Origin of the sequence: Pseudomonas sp. PA-1-3F, assembly GCF_021609665.1 — a bacterium.
GTDB classification, from domain to species: Bacteria; Pseudomonadota; Gammaproteobacteria; order Pseudomonadales; family Pseudomonadaceae; genus Aquipseudomonas; species Aquipseudomonas paracarnis.
The window spans coordinates 25,713-43,594 of sequence record NZ_WJZD01000015.1; the positions used below are offsets into that span (position 1 = coordinate 25,713).

Annotated in this window: 16 protein-coding genes; 6 read left to right on the forward strand and 10 right to left on the reverse strand. The window is 59.4% G+C overall.

Features of this window, described 5'->3' with window-relative positions:
• Positions 1-73: 73 nt before the first annotated feature.
• Both GIV26_RS12680 and GIV26_RS12685 read right to left on the reverse strand, forming a co-directional pair.
• Positions 74-427 (reverse strand): ribbon-helix-helix domain-containing protein, encoded by a 354-nt coding sequence (locus GIV26_RS12680; protein ID WP_034128584.1) that lies wholly within the window; start codon positions 425-427, stop codon positions 74-76.
• A gap of 180 nt (positions 428-607) precedes the next feature.
• On the reverse strand, positions 608-1,081 hold the full coding sequence (locus GIV26_RS12685; RefSeq protein ID WP_003193874.1) for a Dps family protein: 474 nt from the start codon (positions 1,079-1,081) through the stop codon (positions 608-610).
• A gap of 427 nt (positions 1,082-1,508) precedes the next feature.
• On the opposite strand from GIV26_RS12685, the gene GIV26_RS27230 reads away from it, so the two are divergent.
• Positions 1,509-2,111: a cold-shock protein gene (locus GIV26_RS27230; RefSeq protein ID WP_329610237.1), complete on the forward strand. Its 603-nt coding sequence runs from the start codon at positions 1,509-1,511 to the stop codon at positions 2,109-2,111.
• Between the two features lie 72 nt (positions 2,112-2,183).
• Here the strand turns inward: GIV26_RS27230 and GIV26_RS12695 are convergent, their stop codons facing one another.
• A complete protein-coding gene (locus GIV26_RS12695) occupies positions 2,184-2,390 on the reverse strand; it encodes a SlyX family protein (protein WP_005790924.1) in 207 nt (68 codons plus the stop codon).
• 3 nt (positions 2,391-2,393) lie between these two features.
• Entirely contained in the window at positions 2,394-2,819 is a 426-nt protein-coding gene (locus tag GIV26_RS12700) for an HIT domain-containing protein (RefSeq protein ID WP_054898003.1), read from the reverse strand.
• A 740-nt stretch (positions 2,820-3,559) separates the two neighbouring features.
• On the opposite strand from GIV26_RS12700, the gene GIV26_RS12705 reads away from it, so the two are divergent.
• On the forward strand, positions 3,560-4,840 hold the full coding sequence (locus tag GIV26_RS12705; protein WP_034128586.1) for an OprD family porin: 1,281 nt from the start codon (positions 3,560-3,562) through the stop codon (positions 4,838-4,840).
• Positions 4,841-5,022: 182 nt separating this feature from the next.
• Here the strand turns inward: GIV26_RS12705 and GIV26_RS12710 are convergent, their stop codons facing one another.
• Both GIV26_RS12710 and GIV26_RS12715 read right to left on the reverse strand, forming a co-directional pair.
• Positions 5,023-5,865 carry a mechanosensitive ion channel family protein gene (locus GIV26_RS12710; RefSeq protein ID WP_054898004.1) on the reverse strand — a complete coding sequence of 281 codons (843 nt, stop codon included), beginning with the start codon at positions 5,863-5,865 and terminating at the stop codon, positions 5,023-5,025.
• A 136-nt stretch (positions 5,866-6,001) separates the two neighbouring features.
• Complete coding sequence (locus tag GIV26_RS12715) at positions 6,002-6,487, reverse strand: YajQ family cyclic di-GMP-binding protein (protein WP_003193880.1); 486 nt, start codon at positions 6,485-6,487, stop codon at positions 6,002-6,004.
• A 123-nt stretch (positions 6,488-6,610) separates the two neighbouring features.
• Between GIV26_RS12715 and GIV26_RS12720 the strand changes: the two genes are divergently transcribed.
• Genes GIV26_RS12720 through GIV26_RS12730 form a run of 3 tightly spaced genes read left to right on the forward strand, consistent with a single transcriptional unit; the run spans position 6,611 to position 10,192 of the window.
• The gene (locus tag GIV26_RS12720; RefSeq protein WP_072447142.1) at positions 6,611-7,528 is read left to right on the forward strand and encodes a putative 2-dehydropantoate 2-reductase; all 918 of its coding nucleotides are present in this window, start codon (positions 6,611-6,613) and stop codon (positions 7,526-7,528) included.
• Between the two features lie 46 nt (positions 7,529-7,574).
• The gene (locus tag GIV26_RS12725) at positions 7,575-9,611 is read left to right on the forward strand and encodes a sensor histidine kinase (protein WP_054918432.1); all 2,037 of its coding nucleotides are present in this window, start codon (positions 7,575-7,577) and stop codon (positions 9,609-9,611) included.
• A 2-nt stretch (positions 9,612-9,613) separates the two neighbouring features.
• Complete coding sequence (locus GIV26_RS12730) at positions 9,614-10,192, forward strand: cob(I)yrinic acid a,c-diamide adenosyltransferase (RefSeq protein ID WP_032895497.1); 579 nt, start codon at positions 9,614-9,616, stop codon at positions 10,190-10,192.
• 110 nt (positions 10,193-10,302) lie between these two features.
• On the opposite strand, the gene GIV26_RS12735 is transcribed toward GIV26_RS12730, so the two are convergent.
• From GIV26_RS12735 to secA, 3 genes are all read right to left on the reverse strand, one after another.
• Entirely contained in the window at positions 10,303-11,247 is a 945-nt protein-coding gene (locus GIV26_RS12735; protein WP_236280900.1) for a Nudix family hydrolase, read from the reverse strand.
• A gap of 143 nt (positions 11,248-11,390) precedes the next feature.
• A complete protein-coding gene (gene argJ, locus GIV26_RS12740; RefSeq protein WP_034128590.1) occupies positions 11,391-12,608 on the reverse strand; it encodes a bifunctional glutamate N-acetyltransferase/amino-acid acetyltransferase ArgJ in 1,218 nt (405 codons plus the stop codon).
• Positions 12,609-12,732: 124 nt separating this feature from the next.
• Positions 12,733-15,468, reverse strand: a complete 2,736-nt coding sequence (secA, locus tag GIV26_RS12745) for a preprotein translocase subunit SecA (RefSeq protein WP_014719726.1) — start codon at positions 15,466-15,468, stop codon at positions 12,733-12,735.
• A 306-nt stretch (positions 15,469-15,774) separates the two neighbouring features.
• Between secA and GIV26_RS12750 the strand changes: the two genes are divergently transcribed.
• Positions 15,775-16,230 (forward strand): DUF721 domain-containing protein, encoded by a 456-nt coding sequence (locus tag GIV26_RS12750; RefSeq protein ID WP_034128591.1) that lies wholly within the window; start codon positions 15,775-15,777, stop codon positions 16,228-16,230.
• Positions 16,231-16,234: 4 nt separating this feature from the next.
• On the opposite strand, the gene GIV26_RS12755 is transcribed toward GIV26_RS12750, so the two are convergent.
• On the reverse strand, positions 16,235-17,713 hold the full coding sequence (locus tag GIV26_RS12755; RefSeq protein ID WP_054918416.1) for a helicase HerA-like domain-containing protein: 1,479 nt from the start codon (positions 17,711-17,713) through the stop codon (positions 16,235-16,237).
• Between the last annotated feature and the right edge of the window lie 169 nt (positions 17,714-17,882).

Consider the following 17,882-nt stretch of genomic DNA (forward strand, 5'->3'; position numbering starts at 1 on the left):
TGGTAAATCAATACAGCGCAGCCGGCTTTGTGCCCAGGACCCGGCCCGTCGGGCTGAAGGCCCGGCCATCGGACTACTGCGCGAGCGTATCCCCGGACGTGAGGGCGCCCCGACCTTTGAGGACGTGAACCACGCACACCACCCTCACCAGCCCACTGAAGTTCTTCACGCCTCCGTAACGCAAATGCACTTCCCGATCGACATAGGACAACAGCGCACTGACCGAACAGGTATTGAGCCTGGCGATTTCCGTCAGGATATTCCAATAGATCTGTTCAAGCCGCAGGCAGGTAGAAAACCCATTGAGCCTGACCGAACGGGACAGTGGCTTGGCCAGCCCCATATCAAAACCCTTGGTAAAAGGGTCGACCTTTATCTTGTGAAAACCACAGGCTTCCATCATTCCCTTACCCACTCCACGTGACATACACCTGACACTCCATTGCCAAACAGCAGCCAATGGGCTTCTCCCATTGGACGATGGCCTATAAAACAGCAGCCAGCGCAGAGCAGCCAGAAGACGGGGAGTTGTTAGTTGTAGGACAACGCCAGGAAGCGCAGGGAAACCAGCAGGCGGCGCCGAAAAGGCGCCGCCTGGGTTCGACAGTTACTGGTTTTCAAGCAGGGAGCGCAGCATCCACGCGGTTTTCTCATGAACCTGCATACGCTGGGTCAAGAGGTCCGCCGTCGGCTCATCACTGACTTTGTCGAGCAATGGGAAGATGCCTCGCGCGGTACGCGTGACTGCTTCCTGACCGGCCACCAACTGCTTGATCATCTCTTCGGCGCTCGGCACCCCCTCTTCTTCCTTGATGGAAGACAGGCGGGCGTAAATCGAATAGGCACCCGGCGCCGGGAAGCCCAGGGCACGGATACGCTCGGCGATGGAGTCCACTGCCAGCGCAAGCTCGTTGTACTGCTCTTCGAACATCAGGTGCAGCGTACGAAACATGGGGCCTGTGACGTTCCAATGGAAATTGTGGGTCTTCAGATACAGAACATAGGTATCGGAGAGTAGGCGGGAAAGTCCGTCGACGATGGATTTACGGTCTTCTTCACTGATACCAATATCGATTGCCATGTGTTTCCCCTTCAATTGACGAGCATTCATTGATCAGGTGCAGTTCCACTCTAGCAAGAGAGTGCGCCACGTGCAGCCCGACACACTCGGGCTGCATGCGGCAAATCGCCCCGCACCGACTGCGGGATCTGACTTGGCAAGCCTATTTACCTGTAGGAAGGGTCTAGGCCACCACTGAAAAAATCCCGCACCTGTCTAGGACAAGCGTTTGACGCAGAAATGCCTTGGCCGTGGCAACACCCCGAAATGCTTGATTTGAGTAGGCACAGCCTTTGCTGTTAAATAGACGCGGTGTGGCTGCCGTTTATTCCTGCGGCACGTCACATAGGCTGATACCCGCGCACGTGCTCAACGCCTCCCATTGTTCAGAAGCGAACCGTGCCAGTCAGCTCTTCCTTGTGATCCGTCTTAACGTGAGTTAACCAAAATGTTGAAAATCGTCCACCTGCTAACGGGCGTCGCATCCTTGCTGCTGTCCTTTATTCCGAGCCTGCAGCCTGAAAGCCTGCCCTACCTGGAACAACACGACGCCCTGTACCTGGCCTTGTTCGGCCTTCTTAACCTGACGCTCGCACCGGTAATCCCTTACTGGAACAAAGGCACGCGTCATCAACTGCAAAACCTGGTCAGTGCGCTGCTGGTGCTGACTGTTGTCGTACAAACCCTCACCCTCCTGGCGCCCATGCCTGAAGTCGGGGGCCATCCGGCCATCCTGCTCAGCCTGGTGATCGCTGTGGTCGCCATCGTTCTTCACCTGGCCATCAGCTTCTACCGCTCGTCTCCAGCGGCCGCGTCGCAAAACTATGACATGACCAACCGGGATACCGGGACCGTCAAGTGGTTCAACACCTCCAAGGGCTTCGGCTTCATTTCCCGCGACTCGGGCGACGATATCTTCGTCCACTTCCGAGCCATTCGTGGCGAAGGCCATCGCGTCCTGGTCGAAGGCCAGCGCGTAGAGTTCTCGGTGATGAACCGTGACAAGGGCCTGCAAGCCGAAGATGTCATCGCTGCCCTGCCGCGTCGCTGATCCCAGCCCTCGCAGCAAAAAAAACCGCGATCCAGCCTTGGCTGAGTCGCGGTTTTTTTATTGCTTGCGCACTCAATAGTGTGGCGGCGGCGCTTCCTCTTCGGATGACTCGAACTGCCCGCCCATTTCTTCCTGGCGCTTGAGCAATGCAGTCATTTGCAATTGCAGACGTTCGACGGCCCGCTGCTGGGTGACCAGGATGTCGTTGAGGGTCTCAATGGTGTCGTCCTGGAAGGCCAGGCGGCTTTCCAGGTCGGTGACGCGTTCTTGCAGGTCCATGGTTCAGTCCTGGGTAAAGATGAAGTCGGCAGGCAATAGCTCGCGCAATCGGCTGCGAGTCGCGGCCACCTGCTCTTCGGTGTAGGGCCGGGCCGGGTGCTTGCCCCACACCGGGGCTGGCCAGGCGGCGTCGTCGCGCTTGCGCACAATCACATGCACATGCAACTGGCTGACCACGTTACCCAGCGCGCCGATGTTCATCTTGTCGGCCGCCAGCCCGTCGTTAAGCAGCTGCGCCAGGGCCGTCGTTTCTTGCCACAAGGTTTGTTGATCTGCGACATCCAGTTGAAACACTTCGCTGATACCTTCGATGCGCGGCACCAGGATGAACCAGGGGTAATTGGCGTCATTGGACAGCAGCAGGCGACAGAGCGGGAAGTCCCCAATGGCCAAGGTATCTTGTTGCAGGCGTTGATCTAAGGCGAACACGTGGCACTCCGTTCGGCAGGTCGGTAACAGGTGCCCAGCATACCTTCGAATGCCCAAGGCTTCACGGGCAATGCTGGCGGCCTTGAGGCAACCAGGCAAAAAGATGCACCCTTTAGAGGCAACAGCCCAGGTGAGCAACGCTAGGCCGGGCCTCAACGGGATGCACCAAAATAACCCACCTGTGCCTCAAAGGGATCCGCCGATTACCCACTGATAAGGGTCAACCGGTAACGTTTTACCCAGGTACAGGATTCAGGTACCACCGAACCGGGGTAACACCCTGGCGTCAAGCCCAACCGAAATGGCGTAAAACCCCCGTGCTTATGCGGTTTTTACAGGTTCATCACACTTTTCACGAAAAAATGACATTCGGTAAGTGGTTTGAGCACGCTTGTTGCATTCACCCCCATATCGTCGGCAACGACACCCGTTTGGACACAGGTGTTTCGCGATAAAAATAGTGGCGTTTCAATGTGTATCAGGGATGCGTTCAAACTTTGAAAGAAGTCTGAAAACAGCATTGAAGTTGTCAGCCTGGATACATTTCAGGCTGTGAATTTGCGACATGGATCTAGCGATTTACGACAGCCTCGTAAAGAAGCTGAAAGGATAATTGAGTAAGTATCGTCAATAGGGTCTGCGTGAGATAACTTTGCGCCGACACAAAAAGAAAGAGCCGCCCAGATAAAAATACAGGTGGGACGGCAGTACTCTTCCTAAAACCAAAGGAGCAAATCACGATGCGCGTGATGAAGTGGAGCATGATCGCCCTGGCTGTTTCAGCAGGCACCTCGCAGTTCGCAATGGCGTCCGCCCAGGACGATTCCAAGGGCTTTGTTGAAGACAGTACGTTCAGCATCAATACTCGCGCGCTGTACTTCAGCCGTGACTTCCGTAACAACCCGTCGGGCCCAGGCTCCAAGAGCCGTGCTGAAGAAACCGGCCTGGGCTTCAATGCCCTGTACGAATCGGGCTTCACCCAAGGCACCATTGGTGTCGGTGTCGACGTGATCGGCCTGATGGGCGTCAAGCTCGACAGCGGCAAGGGTCGCGCCGGCACCGGCCTGTTCCCAACCGGTTCCGACGGTCGCTCGCAAGATGACTATTCCAAAGGCGGCGGCGCGGTGAAGTTCCGCATCTCCAACACTGTGCTGAAAGTCGGTGACCAATACACCACAGCCCCAGTGTTTGCCTCCGACGACAGCCGCCTGCTGCCAGAGCTGCCGCAAGGTATCTCCATCACCAGCAACGAAATCAAGGGCCTGAAGCTTGAAGGCGGTCACTTCACTTCCAGCGTCGCGCAGAACCAGACCTACCACGACAGCCTGGGCCTGACCAAAACCGACTTCGTCGGCGGTGTGTATGCCTTCACTCCAGAAGTCACCGGCAGCCTGTACTACGCGAAAACCGAAGATTACTTCCGCAAGTACTACAGCAACCTGAACTGGACCCACGCCCTGAGCGATGATCAGTCGTTCGCCCTGGACTTCAACATCTACGACACCAAGAGCGACGGCGCCGGCCTGCAACGCGCAGAGAAAGATGGCGTGACCAAGCTCGACAACCGCGCCTTCAGCTTGCAGGGCGCGTACACCATCGGTGCTCACACCTTCACCCTGGCAGCCCAGAAAGTCACCGGTGACGGCGACTACGGTTACGGCGTAGACGGCGGCGGCACTGTGTTCCTGGCCAACTCCATCGCCCGCTCCGACTTCAACGCCGAAGGCGAAAAGTCCTACCAGGCGCGTTATGACATCAACATGGCAACCTTCGGCATTCCGGGCCTGAGCTTCATGACCCGTTATGTAACCGGTAGCGGCGCCAATACGGGCACCACCTCGAATGGCAAAGAGTGGGAACGCGACATCGAAGCCAAGTACGTGATCCAGAGCGGCCCGGCAAAAGACCTGAGCCTGCGCCTGCGTCAAGCGACTTACCGTTCCGGTGATGGCGTGTACTACGGTTCGCCATCGATCGACGAGCTGCGTCTGATCGCCAACTACCCGCTGAACATCTTGTAATTGCCGGTTCAATTACAACGATGACTTGAGGCCTCGGCCTTAAACAAAAAGCCGCTCCTCTGTTTAAACAGGGAGCGGCTTTTTTATTGCAGTTTTATTTCAACCAACCAAACAACTAGCAAGCTAAGTAACTAGTTTTTCAAAGCTGACCTTTCGGCCAACTTCGATAGCATCACGCCAAGTTACTTCGGCGCACTTTCCTGCATCACTCGAATAACCCGTTGCGGAAACGGAATATCAATCCCGGCCGCTTTCAAACGGTCACGCGCCAGCTCATTGAACATAAACATCACGTCCCAATAATCCGGTGTGTTGGTCCAGCAACGCAGGGAGACGGTGATGGAACTGTCGCCCAAGGTCGACACAACCGCCACGGCGGCAGGGTCCTTCAGTACACGCGGGTCTTCAGCCAAAGCCAGCAGCACTTCACGGGCCTTCTGCAGGTCCGCCTCATAGTCCACACCCACGTCAAACACAACCTTGCGGGTCGGCTGGCGGTTGGTGTTGGTGATAAGGCCGTTGGACAGGCTGCCGTTGGGAATGATCACCGTCTTGTTGTCGCCGGTGCGCAGCACCGTGTGGAAGATCTGGATGCTGTCGACGGTACCCGAGGTACCCTGGGCTTCGATCCAGTCACCGATACGGAACGGGCGGAACAACAGAATCAACACGCCGCCGGCAAAGTTCGCCAGGCTGCCTTGCAAGGCCAGGCCGATTGCCAGGGTAGCGGCACCGATCGCCGCAACGAACGAGGTGGTGGCCACACCAATCATCGAGGCCACGTTGACCACCAGCATGACTTTGAGCGCGATGTTAGCAAGGCTGGTGATGAAGTGTTGCAGTGCCAAGTCAGCGTTACGCATGGCCAGCAGACGGCCCACGCGGTGAGTCAAGACGTTGATCAGCCACCAGCCGATGGCCAGGGTGACCAACGCCAGCAATACGCGGCTGCCATATTCCATGATCATGGGGAGCCAAGACTGGGAGGTCTTGATCAGGTGATCCATTTCAGCGTTCAAATCCATCTACTTTCTCCTGTTGTGCGGCGATAAGGCTGTATTGACTGCCTGAAAACGCAATTGAGCCCCGAAGGGCTCAATTGTAGGCACTGATGCTGGGGCGTGGGACGCCAAAAGTGCCCACAGGTTCCCCAAAGTGCCATCAGTCGCGGAAGTTATTGAACTGCAGCGGCATGTCAAATGTCTTGGCGCGCAGGGCCGCAATGGCCTCTTGCAGGTCGTCACGCTTCTTGCCGGTGACACGAACCTGCTCGCCCTGGATGGCAGCCTGGACCTTGAGCTTGGCGTCCTTGATGTGCGCCACGATCTTCTTGGCCAGCTCTTTGTCGATGCCTTCCTTGAGCACGGCTTCCTGCTTCATCAGTTTGCCTGAGGCGTAGGCGTCCTTGACTTCCAGGCACTGCACGTCGATCTTGCGCTTGACCAGGGCCAGCTTGAGGATCTCGATCATCGCTTCCAGCTGGAAATCGGCTTCAGCGGTCAGGTTGACGGTCAGTTCCTTTTCCTTGAATTCGAAGCTGCCCTTGCCTTTCAAGTCATAGCGACGGTCCAGTTCCTTGACGGCGTTCTCGACGGCGTTGGTGACTTCGTGTTTGTCCAGTTCAGATACCACGTCGAACGAAGGCATGTGATTTCTCCAATATAAGGGGCGGGCTCAGTAGAGATGGAGCGCGCCCGAGCTAAAATGCCGGGGCATTATAGCGGTTCTTTCGCGCCGTTCACCGCTGGCGACCTTATGGAGTACACACTGATGTCGACCCCGTGGCATATTCTTGGCGCCGGCAGCCTGGGCACCCTCTGGGCCACGCGGCTGGCACGTGCGGGGGTGCCCGTCAGGCTGATTCTGCGCAATGAGGCGCGCCTGGCCGACTATCGAGCCGGCCAAGGGCTGACCCTGGTCGAGCAGGGTGTGGAACAGACTTACCCGGTAGTCGGTGAAACGCCTGACAGCCCGGAGCCGATTCATCGCCTGCTGGTCGCGTGCAAAGCCTACGATGCTCAAAGCGCTATCGCCCAGTTGCACCCTAGACTTGCGCCCGACGCCGAACTGATCCTGCTGCAAAACGGCCTTGGCAGCCAGGACGCAGTGGCTGCACAAGTGCCGTTGGCCCGTTGCATCTATGCCTCAAGTACCGAAGGCGCGTTTCGCGAAGGCGACTGGCGGGTGGTATTTGCCGGCCATGGTTACACCTGGCTGGGGGATGCGAGCCACCCCACGCCACCGCTGTGGCTGAACGACCTGCAAGCGGCCGGCATTCCCCACGATTGGGCCAGTGATATCCTCACACGCCTGTGGCGCAAGCTGGCGCTCAATTGCGCCATCAACCCGCTGACCGTGCTTTACCAGTGCCGCAACGGCGGTTTGCAAGCCCACGCGTGTGAAGTGGCAACCTTGTGCGCTGAATTGGCCGAGCTGCTGGAATGCTGCGGCCAGCCTGCTGCCGCACAGGACCTGCACAGCGAAGTGCAGCGGGTGATCCAGGCCACGGCGGCCAATTACTCGTCCATGCACCAGGACGTGGCCAACCACCGACGTACCGAGATCAGCTACCTGCTGGGCTATGCCTGCCAGGCGGCGGCCCGCCATCAATTGGTGTTGCCGCACCTGCAACAGTTGCAAGCGCGCCTGGTCGAATATCTGCGCGCACGCGGATTGGCCAGCGACTGAGGCACGCGCTACCCTGCCTACCTGTCTATCACCTGGGAAACCCCTGATGCCATTGCGCCAGCGTCTTGAAAATCTACCGGTAGGACAGAAACTGCTGGCGGCCCTGCTGGTGTTGTTGACCACCGTATTGCTGGTGGCCAACCTGACGTTTATCAGCGCCGCCTACTGGATCTCCCAGGAAAGCATGGCCCCCCAGGCCTTGCAGTCCATTGGTCGACTGGTGTCCAACCCCGCGCTTGCCGCCGAGGCCCTTGAGTCTCCGACCAAGGCAGAGGCGCTGCTCAATGAGCTGACCAGCTATTCACCGTTGCGCGCCGCCGCTTTGTACGATGGCGAAGGCAACCGCCTGGCGCAGATGCAGCACGGCGACCGCCTGCACCTGCCGGACCACTACCGGCATATCGAAGCGTGGCGCCTCACTGAATTTCGAAGTAACCAGGTCATCACCCTGCCCCGTGGTACTCAGCCTTCGGGGCATTTGTTGCTGGTGGCCAGCAGTGAGCTGCCGGTGGCGTTCTATACCGGCACGCTGACCGCCAGCCTGGGCATCCTGATTTTCAGTGTGTTGTTGTGGCTGGTCATCGCCCGGCAGATCAAACGCCTGATCACACGGCCAATTCATGAACTTGAAGAACTGTCCCGCCAGGTGACCCGCGAGGAGAACTACGCTTTACGCGCCGGGCGTGGCAACCGTGATGAAATCGGCAGCCTGGCCGAAGCGTTCAACACCATGTTGTCGCGCATTGAAGCCCGCGAGCAGCAACTCAAACGCGCACGCGACGACTCCCAGGCTGCGTATGACCAGGCTCAGGGCCTGGCCGAAGAAACCCGGCATACCAACCGCAAGCTGGAACTGGAAGTCCAGGTACGCAGCAAGATCGAGAAAAAGCTCACGGGCTTCCAGAACTACCTGAACAGCATTATCGACTCGATGCCCTCGGCGCTGATCGCCCTGGATGAACAACTCTACGTTACCCAGTGGAACCAGGAAGCCACCGCCCTATCCGGCACTCGCCTGGACGAAGCCCTGAACCAGCCGGTTTTCCTGGCATTCCAGCCGCTCAAGCCGTACCTGCCACAGATCAAGGCCACCGTGGAGCAACACACAGTGGAGCGGATAGAACGGGTCACCTGGATCAAGGACGACGAGCCCAAGCATTATGCGCTGACGTTCTACCCGTTGATGGGCGGCGCCGGGCGCGGTGTGGTTATCCGAATCGACGACATCACCCAGCGCCTGTCCCTGGAAGAAATGATGGTGCAATCGGAAAAAATGCTCTCCGTGGGCGGCCTGGCCGCAGGTATGGCCCATGAGATCAACAACCCGTTGGGCGCGATCCTGCATAACGTGCAGAACATTCGGCGGCGCCTGTCTCCCGAGCTGCCCAAGAACCTTGAACTTGCCGAACAGGTGGGCATCGAGCTGGAGACGGTCAACCGATACCTGCAAGGCCGCGAAGTCCCGCAACTGCTCGACGGCATTCAGCAGGCCGGGGCGCGTGCCGCGAAAATCGTTACCCACATGCTCAGCTTCAGCCGCCGCAGCAATCGCCAGATGGCGCCCTGCGATTTGCCGGCGCTGATCGACCAGGCGGTGGAAATCGCTGGCAACGACTTTGATCTGACCATTGGTTTCGACTTCAAGGGCCAGGCGATCATCCGCCAGTTCGATCCGCAACTGGGCCCGGTACCCGGCACCGCCAACGAGCTGGAACAAGTGCTGCTCAACCTGTTGAAGAACGCCGCCCAGGCCATTCACCTGCGTGAAGACGACAGCGAACCTGGGCGCATTATCCTGCGCACCCGTCTGAACCCGCCGTGGGCAGAAATCCAGGTAGAAGACAACGGCATAGGCATGAGCGAAAACGTGCGCAAGCGCACGTTCGAACCCTTCTTTACCACCAAGGAAATCGGCCAGGGCACCGGGCTAGGCCTGTCGGTGTCGTACTTCATCATCACCAACAACCACAAGGGCCAGATGGAGGTGCATTCCACCCTGGGCCAGGGCACCTGCTTTACCTTGCGCCTGCCTTTGGCCGGCAGCCAATTGCCCCCCACTGAACTTACCCAACTGGAGCACTGACCATGGGCTTTCGCCTGTCGAAGATCTACACCCGTACCGGCGACAAAGGCGAGACCGGCCTCGGCGACGGCCGCCGCGTGCCCAAGGACCATCCACGCGTGGAAGCGATTGGCGAGGTGGATACCCTGAACAGCCAACTGGGCCTGCTGCTGGCCAACCTTGAAGAACAAAGCGGCAAGCACCCGGCGTTGAAGGACGTGATTGAAGTGCTCACGCCTTGCCAGCACCGTCTGTTTGACTTGGGCGGTGAACTGGCGATGCCGGTATACAAGGCGCTGAATGCGGCGGAAGTGGATCGGCTGGAAGCAGCGATTGATCGCTGGAACGAGGAAGTCGGGCCGCTTGAGAATTTCATCCTGCCCGGCGGCTCAGCCCTGATTGCCCAGGCCCATGTGTGCCGCAGCCTGGCGCGCAGCGCCGAGCGCCGCTGTCAGCACTTGAATGCGGTGGAGCCACTGGAGGGTGTGGGGTTGGCGTACATCAATCGGTTGTCGGATTTGCTGTTTGTGGCGGCCAGGGTGATTGCCAAGCGCCAAGGCGTTGCGGAAGTGTTGTGGCAGGCGGCGGCCAAGCCACACTGACCTGATCATTCCCACGCTCTGCGTGGGAATGTATCAAGGGACGCTCCGCGTCCAAAACATGACGCAGAGCGTCACAGGAGGCATTCCCACGCAGAGCGTGGGAATAATCATCACACCTGCGGCCAGAACGCTCGAATACCTGCCACACCTTGCGCACCAGCCTCCCAGGCCTGCTCCCGCTGCGCCGGCCCAACCCCGCCCAACAGAAACACCGGCTTGCTGAACCCGGCGATCAACTGCTGCGCCTGCTCCCACCCCAACGGCTGGGCATCCGGATGGGTCTGGGTCGGCTGCACCGGCGATAGGGTGACGAAATCCACGTCCATCATTTCTGCCAGGGCCAGCTCTTCCGCGTTGTGGCACGAAGCCGCCAGCCAACGGTCTTTGGGCAGTGGGCGGCCCCTACTGGCGTATTTGCGCAACTGCGCCGAGGTCATGTGCCAGCCGGCAGCGGGGAAATCCCCCAGCCACTCGAACGGCCCCTTGAGCATCAATTGCGCCTTGCCGGCACACAGGCCCACCGCATCTACCGCCAGGTCACGGTATTTGGGGTCATAGCCGTTGGGCGCACGCAGTTGAACCAGCTTGATGCCACCAGCAATAGCCTTTTGGATACCGCGCAACAGCGTCGGGGTCTCCAGCTCGCCAGGGGTGATCAGGTACTCGGCGGGCAAGCGTGCCGCGGCGACAATCGGCGCATTCGCCGCCGGAAATTCATAGTTGACCAGGTCCCGCGGTGCCACCCACGCCAACGGCTGCCCTTCAGCGCCATGGGGCTCGCCGGTAAAAGCCGAGACTTCCCAGACATCCAGCAATACCTGCTTGTCCGGATAGTCATGTTGCACCTTGATCAGCGGCCGCGCCGTGGTGACCTGGATGCCCAGCTCTTCCTGCAATTCACGGGACAAGGCCGTGGCAACCGACTCATCAGCCTCCACCTTGCCGCCGGGAAACTCCCAGAGGCCACCTTGATGCTGAGTATCGGCACGGCGCGCCAGCAGGATCCTGCCATCGACACCGCGGATCACCGCTGCTGCTACATGCACTCGTTTCACGCCACTGCTTCCTCTCGTCGTAGCCCTTTGTAGGAGCGAGCTTGCTCGCGAAGAACGTCAACGATAACGCGTGCATTCAGGATAACCGCGATGGCATTGAGTTTTTCGCGAGCAAGCTCGCTCCTACAGGGGGAGGGTCATTTTCAGGTACGGTATTCCGCGTTGATCTTCACGTACTCGTGGGACAGGTCGGTGGTCCAGATGGTTTCGCTGCAGTCACCACGACCCAGTTCGATACGGATGGTGATTTCTTCCTGCTGCATCACCGCCGAGCCCTGGGCTTCGGTGTAGGTTTCGGCGCGGGCGCCACGGCTGGCGATGCACACGTCACCCAGGAACACGTCGATCTTGCTCACGTCCAGGTCCGGCACGCCAGCACGGCCGACAGCCGCGAGGATACGGCCCCAGTTCGGGTCCGAAGCAAACAGCGCGGTCTTGATCAGCGGCGAGTGCGCCACGGTGTAGCCCACATCCAGGCATTCCTGATGGTTGCCGCCACCGTTGACTTCAACAGTGACGAACTTGGTCGCGCCCTCGCCGTCACGCACGATGGCCTGGGCCACGTCCATGCACACTTCAAACACTGCCTGTTTCAACGCCGCGAACAATGGACCTTCGGTGGACGTGATTTCCGGCAGGTTGGCCTGGCCGGTGGCGATCAGCATGCAGCAGTCGTTGGTGGAGGTGTCACCGTCGATGGTGATGCGGTTGAACGACTTGTTGGCGCCATCCAGCATCAGGCGTTGCAGCACATCGCGGGAGACTTTGGCGTCGGTGGCGATATAACCGAGCATGGTGGCCATGTTTGGTCGAATCATGCCTGCGCCCTTGCTGATACCGGTGACGGTGATGGTCACGCCCTCATGCACGAACTGACGGCTCGCGCCTTTTGGCAAGGTATCGGTGGTCATGATGCCGGTAGCGGCAGCCGCCCAGTTATCCGCAGACAGGTCATCGAGCGCGGCTTGCAGGGCACCTTCGATTTTTTCCACCGGCAGCGGCTCACCGATCACACCGGTGGAGTACGGCAGCACCTGGCTGGCATCGACGCCGGTCAACTGGGCCAGCTTGGCGCAGGTGCGCGCCGCCGCGACAAGGCCCGGCTCTCCGGTGCCGGCGTTGGCATTGCCGGTATTGGTCAGCAGGTAGCGAATCGACCCGGCCACTCGTTGCTTGGCCAGAATCACCGGCGCAGCGCAGAAGGCATTGAGGGTGAACACGCCCGCCACGGTCGAGCCTTCCGCACAACGCATCACCACCACATCCTTGCGCCCCGGGCGCTTGATGCCCGCCGAAGCGATACCGAGTTCAAAACCGGCAACCGGGTGCAACGTGGGCAAAGGACCAAGACCAACAGCCATGAATGCGCTCCTCAAAAATAGGTGATGTCTGTGCCGTCGCTATCGACGGTGGGAATTAATGGCAAAACGCCGCGACGGCAAAGGCCGGTCGCGGCGCGGGGTGTTGCAGCTTCAGGCGAAAATCTTATTCGATCTGGCCGTGGCAGTGTTTGAATTTCTTGCCCGAACCGCAGTAGCACAGCTCGTTGCGGCCCAGCTTCTGGTCATTGCGAACCGGGGTCTGGGCCAGGGCCACATCGACCTCTTCACCCAATGCTTCAGGCTCATCCAGGCCCGGCGCTTCGTCATGCTGGAACTGCATGCGCGCCGCCAGTGCTTCGGCTTCCTGACGCAGGCGTGCTTCTTCCTCGATCGGGTCTTCGCGACGCACCTGAACGTGGGACAGCACGCGGATCGAATCGCGCTTGATCGAATCCAGCAATTCGGAGAACAGCGTGAACGACTCGCGCTTGTACTCCTGCTTCGGGTTCTTCTGGGCGTAGCCACGCAGGTGGATACCGTGGCGCAGGTGGTCCATGGTCGACAGGTGGTCTTTCCACAGGTCATCCAGCACGCGCAATACGATCTGTTTCTCGAAGGTGCGCAGAGCTTCGGCACTCGCCTGCTCTTCTTTCTCGTTGTACGCCGCCAGCAACTCGGCCATCAGTTTTTCGCGCAGGGTTTCTTCATACAGGTGGTCGTCTTCGTCCAGCCATTGCTGAACCGGCAAGTCCACACCGAAGTCGCTCTTCAATGCCGCTTCCAGGCCGGCAACATCCCACTGCTCAGGCAGCGACTGTGGCGGAATATGGGCGCTGACAGTGGCGTTGAGCACGTCCTGACGGAAATCAGCGATGGTCTCGCCAATGTTGTCGGCGGCCAGCAACGTGTTACGCATGTGATAGATCACTTTACGCTGTTCGTTGTTGACGTCGTCGAACTCGAGCAGTTGCTTGCGAATATCGAAGTTGCGGCCTTCTACTTTGCGCTGGGCCTTCTCGATGGCGTTGGTCACCATGCGGTGCTCGATCGCTTCACCGGACTGCATGCCCAGGGCTTTCATGAAGTTCTTCACCCGGTCCGATGCGAAGATACGCATCAGGCTGTCTTCCAACGACAGGTAGAAACGGCTGGAACCGGCATCACCCTGGCGGCCGGCACGGCCACGCAGCTGGTTGTCGATACGACGCGATTCGTGACGCTCGGACGCGATCACCTGCAAGCCACCGGATTCCAGCACAGCCTGGTGACGCTTCTGCCAGTCGGCCTTGATCTGGGCGATCTGCTCAGGCGTCGGGTTGTCGAGCGAGGCCACTTCCACTTCCCAGTTGCCGCCCAACAGGATGTCGGTACCACGACCGGCCATGTTGGTGGCGATGGTCAGTGCGCCTGGGCGACCGGCCTGGGCAATGATCTCGGCTTCTTTTTCGTGGAACTTGGCGTTCAGTACCTTGTGCTCGATGCCTTCCTTGTTGAGCAGGTTGGACACGTGCTCGGAGGTCTCGATGGTGGCGGTACCCACCAGGATCGGACGGCCCTTGGCCATACCGTCCTTGATGTCATTGATGATCGCCGCGTATTTCTCTTCGGCGGTCAGGAACACCAGGTCGTTGTAGTCTTTACGCGCCAACGGTTTGTTCGGCGGAATGACCATCACGGCCAGGTTGTAGATCTGGTGGAATTCGAACGCTTCGGTGTCGGCCGTACCGGTCATGCCGGACAGCTTGTTGTACAGACGGAAGTAGTTCTGGAAGGTGGTGGACGCCAACGTCTGGCTTTCGGCCTGAATGTTGAGGTGTTCCTTGGCTTCGATGGCCTGGTGCAGGCCTTCGGACAGACGACGACCGGGCATGGTACGACCGGTGTGCTCGTCAACCAGTACCACCTGGCCGTCCTGCACGATGTATTCGACGTTGCGATGGAACAGCTTGTGGGCGCGCAGGCCAGCGTACACGTGGGTCAACAGGCCCAGGTTGTGCGCCGAGTACAGGCTTTCGCCTTCGGCCAGTTCGCCGATCTGGGTCAGCATTTCTTCGACAAACTGGTGACCGGCTTCGTTGAGTTCGACCTGGCGGGTCTTCTCGTCGATGGTGAAGTGACCTTCTTTGGTCACCACGCCTTCCACTTCCTCGATGTGCTGCTCAAGACGCGGGATCAACTTGTTGATCTCGGTGTACAGGCGCGAGCTGTCTTCGGCCTGGCCGGAGATGATCAGCGGGGTACGGGCTTCGTCGATGAGGATGGAGTCGACTTCGTCGATCACGGCAAAGTTGAGTTCACGCTGGAATTTTTCATCCATGCTGAACGCCATGTTGTCGCGCAGGTAATCGAAACCGAATTCGTTGTTGGTACCGTAGGTGATGTCGCAGGCGTACGCGGCGCGCTTCTCTTCCGGCGGCTGGAACGGCGTTACCACGCCGACGGTCAGGCCGAGGAATTCATACAACGGGCGCATCCAGTTGGCGTCCCGGCGAGCCAGGTAGTCGTTCACCGTCACAACGTGCACGCCCTTGCCGGACAGTGCGTTGAGGTAAACGCCCAGGGTTGCCACCAGGGTCTTGCCTTCACCGGTGCGCATTTCGGCAATCATGCCTTCATGCAAGGTCATGCCGCCGATCAACTGGACGTCGAAGTGGCGCATGCCCATGACGCGCTTACCGGCTTCACGGGCAACCGCGAAGGCTTCGGGCAGCAGCTTGTCGAGGGTTTCACCTTTGGCTATGCGGGCCTTGAACTCTTGGGTCTTGGCGCGCAATTGCTCGTCCGACAGAGCAACCATCTGCTCTTCGAAGGCATTGACCAGCTGCACCGTCTTGAGCATGCGTTTGACTTCGCGCTCATTCTTGCTTCCAAAAAGTTTCTTTAACAAAGGCGCAAACATATCGGCAGGTTCTTCCACACATAGGGATGGAGGGCGCACCGTGAGTGGCCCGAGCAGCCCTCACGGCCGCATTGCGAACGCGCATTCTACCCGGAATCGTGGGTGAGGAAAGTGGCGTTGTTCCCTGAGACAGGCACGGCATAGTGAGAGGGCATGTTTAAAATAAGGGCTTTTGCTGGAACTTCAACCCACCAGGCGCAGAAGTTACTTATTGATTTGACGGAGAAAGCCCTGCCGACGCAGAGCCTCAGGGCATACAGGCGCTTTCTGCTAAGATAGCCGCTCTGTTACCTAAGGTGTCTAAACATGGCATTTCGCCCTCTCACAGCCCGCGCGCCCGGCGCGTTGCTCCGCGAAGCCAAACCGCTGAAAGCTATCTTCGGCCAGGCGCAACGCTTGGGCCATCTGCAACGCCTGCTGGAAAGCCAACTGCAGCCGGCCGCCCGGGAACATTGTCACGTCGCCTCCTGGCGTGAAGGCAACCTGCTATTAATTGTCACCGATGGGCATTGGGCGACCCGCTTGCGCTACCAACAGAAGCGCTTGCAGCGCCAGTTGATGGCGTTCGACGAATTTGCCAATTTGACGCGCATTCAGTTCAAGGTACAGCCACCCACCGTGCCGCAAGGCGCAGTGGGGCATACCATGGACCTGTCGGAAACGGCCGCCGAAACCCTTCAGGCCACTGCTGAAGGGATCAACGACCCGGGGTTGCGCGCTGCCCTGGAACGGCTGGCCGCCCATGCCCGGCCCAAAGCCTGAAGCGCTATTTGCGTTTGCTGCCGCCCAGCAACGAACCCAGCAACCCCCGCACCAACTGGCGCCCCATCTGATTGGCGGCCTGCTGCATGGCTGATTTCAACGCCTTGCCCGCCGTGGTCCCCAGGAATGCACCCGCCTTGTCGGTGAAGCTCGGCTCTTCGGCGGCCGGAGCAGCCTGCTCGGCAGGCCCAAGCTCCTTGCGGGCCATCAGCACCTCATAGGCAGACTCACGATCCACTGGTTTGTCATAGCGCCCCAACAGCGGCGAACTGGCAACCAACGCCTTACGTTCGGCTTCGGTGAGCGGCCCGATCCGCGATTGCGGGGGAGCAACCAGTACGCGCTGGACGACTTCCGGCGTGCCCTTTTCCTGCAAGGTTCCCACCAATGCCTCACCGGTGCCCAATTCTGTAAGCACAGACAAAGTATCGAACGTCGGATTGGGCCGAAAACCGTCCGCCACCGCTCGCAGGGATTTCTGCTCTTTGGCGGTGAATGCGCGCAAACCGTGCTGGATGCGCAGGCCCAGTTGCGCCAGTACCGTATCCGGCAGGTCGCCCGGCGACTGGGTGACGAAGTACACGCCAACCCCTTTGGAACGGATCAGGCGCACCACTTGCTCCAGACGCTCCTGCAAGGCTTTTGGCGTATCGGCGAACAACAAGTGCGCTTCATCGAAAAACAACGCCAGCAACGGTTTGTCGGCATCGCCGCGTTCCGGCAATTGTTCGAACAACTCTGCCAGCAGCCATAACAGGAAGGTCGCGTAGACCTTCGGCGCTTCATGCACCAGGCGGCTGGCGTCCAGCAGGTGGATGCGACCACGCCCATCACTGGCGGGCTGCAAAATATCCTCCAGTTGCAGGGCCGGCTCGCCAAACAAGGCTTCGGCGCCCTGCTGCTCCAGCACCGCCAGGCGTCGTAACAAGGCCTGGCTGGAACCGGTGGTCATCAAGGCGGCGTCTTCGCCCAGCAGTTCCGGGTGATAGCGCAGGTGATTGAGCAGTGCCTTGAGGTCCTTGAGGTCCAGCAGCAACAGGCCTTCGCGGTCGGCCACTTTGAACGCCGCATAGAGCGCCGACTGCTGGCTGTCGGTGAGTTCCAACAGGCTGCCGAGCAAGAGCGGGCCCATTTCACTGATGGTGGTGCGCAACGGATGACCGGATTGGCCGTGGATATCCCACAGGGTGACCGGGTACGCCTGGGCCGTGTAATCAAGGAAGGGCATACCGGCGATGCGCTCGGCCACTTTGCCCTGGGGGTTGGCGGCGGCGCCCAGGCCGCAGAGGTCGCCTTTGATGTCGGCAGCGAACACCGCCACGCCCGCATCACTGAAGGCTTCCGCCAGGCGCTGCAAGGTGACGGTCTTGCCGGTGCCGGTGGCGCCGGCGATCAACCCATGACGGTTGGCCAGGCGCATGGACTGGGCGATGGGCTGGCCGTCAGGGCCTGCACCGATAAGCAGTTGTGTGGAGTCAGGCATTTCGTCACCTATGGTTAATCTTTAGTGCCGCGAGGTCGATATAGACGGATGTAAGCCCGACAAAGACTAAAAAACGGTCAGATAATTCCGATACGGACCAACGGAGCTATCACCAGAAATACCACACCTTTTTTAACGCTGCCATTTCGCGCCTCCCGCATTGGATGCG